Origin of the sequence: Kocuria sp. ZOR0020 (assembly GCF_000800955.1) — a bacterium.
Classification (GTDB): domain Bacteria; phylum Actinomycetota; class Actinomycetes; order Actinomycetales; family Micrococcaceae; genus Kocuria; species Kocuria subflava.
Window position 1 is genome coordinate 1 of sequence record NZ_JROX01000233.1, and the last position, 1,582, is coordinate 1,582.

Annotated in this window: 2 protein-coding genes and 1 pseudogene; 1 reads left to right on the forward strand and 2 read right to left on the reverse strand. The window is 64.0% G+C overall.

Annotated features, from left to right (window positions below; genetic code table 11):
* Nucleotides 1-230, forward strand: a pseudogene (locus L979_RS12275) (ATP-binding protein); the annotation flags it as partial.
* Between the two features lie 200 nt (nt 231-430).
* On the opposite strand, the gene L979_RS12280 reads toward L979_RS12275, so the two are convergent.
* Nucleotides 431-955: a signal peptidase II gene (locus tag L979_RS12280; protein ID WP_047692497.1), complete on the reverse strand. Its 525-nt coding sequence runs from the start codon at nt 953-955 to the stop codon at nt 431-433.
* Nucleotides 952-1,542, reverse strand: a complete 591-nt coding sequence (locus tag L979_RS12285; protein ID WP_047692498.1) for a cadmium resistance transporter — start codon at nt 1,540-1,542, stop codon at nt 952-954. Before L979_RS12285 ends, L979_RS12280 begins: the two co-directional genes overlap by 4 nt.
* Between the last annotated feature and the right edge of the window lie 40 nt (nt 1,543-1,582).

Here is a 1,582-nt window from a genome sequence, read left to right on the forward strand (position 1 = left end):
AACTGCTGTTCGTCCTGACCCGCCATTGGAAGCGCCTCGGCCGCACCCTCGACCCCGACGACTTCACCGACGCCCAGGCTATCGCCGCGATCGAACGCATCACCCGCGGTAACTTCCGCATCCTCGAACGCCTCTTCCCCCAGATCGGACGCGTCCTGAAGATCAACCAACTCGACACCATCACCGACGACGTCATCGAAGCAGCCGCCAGCACCCTCATCACCAGCTAACGCCACTCACCCCCACCAGAAGCACGCCATTTACCGATCAGCTCCACATGGACGCTCGCCTGCCGTGGTGTCTCATGGACGGTCGTCCGCGGGACCAGTTGGACCCGGTAGCTGCCGTAACTTTTGACCTCGAGGGAGATCTCGCCGCCTGGGGAAGTAGTGAACTCTCCGATGCTGCCGCTGTGTTCGCTAAAGCGGCGTCACTCGCCGGGCCGCTCGCGGAGCATGAGGAGCACTCCGGTGATCGCGACCGCGACGATCACGATGTCCGCAACGTTGCCGATGAACCAGGTGCCGTATGCCAGGAAGTCCACGACATGACCTTGGGCAAACCCTGGCTCGCGGAAGAGCCGGTCGCCGGTGTGCGAGGCGGCGGCTCCACCGAGCGCACCGATCACGATCGCCCACCTAGGTCGCCGGACACGCAAGGCGAAGACGACCGCGGTGACCGTAGCAACGACGGCCGCCAGAGCGAACACCGGGGTGGAGCCTTCGCCGAAGGAGAAGGCCGCGCCGGGATTGTAGGCAAGTTGCAAACCCAACAGGTTGCCGATCAAAGGGACGCGTTCGCCCTCGGTAAGTGTGGCTTCGGCCCAAGTTTTGGTCCCCTGGTCGACGAGGACTACCAACGCGCCGAGCGTGAACGCTCCCACGGTGAGTTGCCAGCGCCGCGGCGGGGGAACTTCTCGTGCTTCGGGCTCGTGGCCGGTCTCGCGCGACGTCATGCGAAGACCTCCGAGAGCCGGAGGACGACGCCGGACTCGATCAGGATGAACAGCCCCAGTCCGATGAACACTGCGGGGACAAGCCAATGCTCGACCCGTTCCAACGCATCGGTGACGGCCTCGTGCGTTCCGATCAGCCGTCCCGCGCCGCACCAGACGGCCACGAGGAGGAGGAACACTCCAATCATGACCACGACGTCAGCGGGTGCGCTGGTGCGAAAGATCGGCGTGTAGAGGGAGATGTTGTCGGCACCATTGGCGATCGTGATCCCGGCGACGCCCCACAACCCGACTGCAGTGATCTTTGCTTCACCATCGTCATCAGCCTGGTTGCGGCGTAGCCCCCGCGCGAGCGTCCAGATGCCGATGGTTAGAGGGATCAGCCCAAGGAGCCCGACCCAGGAGTCTGGGATGATCGTCAAGCCCAAAGCGGCCACCACGCTGACCACGACGAGGGTGATGAACCCGAGGTACTGCCCCGCGACGATCTGCCATGGTCTTGGCTTTCCCCGACGAGAGGCGAGGAACAGCACCACGAGCACGACGATGTCGTCAATGTTGGTGGCGGCGAACAGGCCGATCGGAATTTGTCAAGGTAGTTGAGGCCGGTGGGTGTTAGGCGGCTAG

Excerpts from the sequence above, each read along its gene's own strand:
- L979_RS12280 (WP_047692497.1), bottom strand. The coding sequence starts at position 955 with ATGACGTCGCGCGAGACCGGCCACGAGCCCGAAGCACGAGAAGTTCCC.